At 45.3% G+C, this 247-nt stretch carries 1 pseudogene; it reads right to left on the reverse strand.

Annotated elements, in window-relative coordinates:
- Window positions 1–247: pseudogene (locus HMPREF2963_RS09095) on the reverse strand (transposase); the annotation flags it as partial.

Below are 247 nucleotides of genomic sequence, written 5' to 3' on the forward strand. Positions count from 1 at the left end.
AAGCGGCGTCCAAAGATGAATCCCCTTTGCCTCCAAGCGTTCTTTCAACTCTTTACTTAGGTATCCCAAATCTCCTAAAACGCGAGAATAAGGGACACGGTCTCCAGCAATTCTTCTGCTACCTGAATATCATGGACTGAGGCAAGGGTAACCAGATAATCCAAAATATAGCCCGACTCTGTCACCGCCAAATGCACTTTCAAACCGTAAGACCACATCTTTTTGGAAGCACAGTAGCCAATGTTGA

The sequence above is a fragment of the Streptococcus sp. HMSC067A03 genome (assembly GCF_001814295.1).
In the GTDB taxonomy this organism is placed as follows: Bacteria; Bacillota; Bacilli; order Lactobacillales; family Streptococcaceae; genus Streptococcus; species Streptococcus constellatus.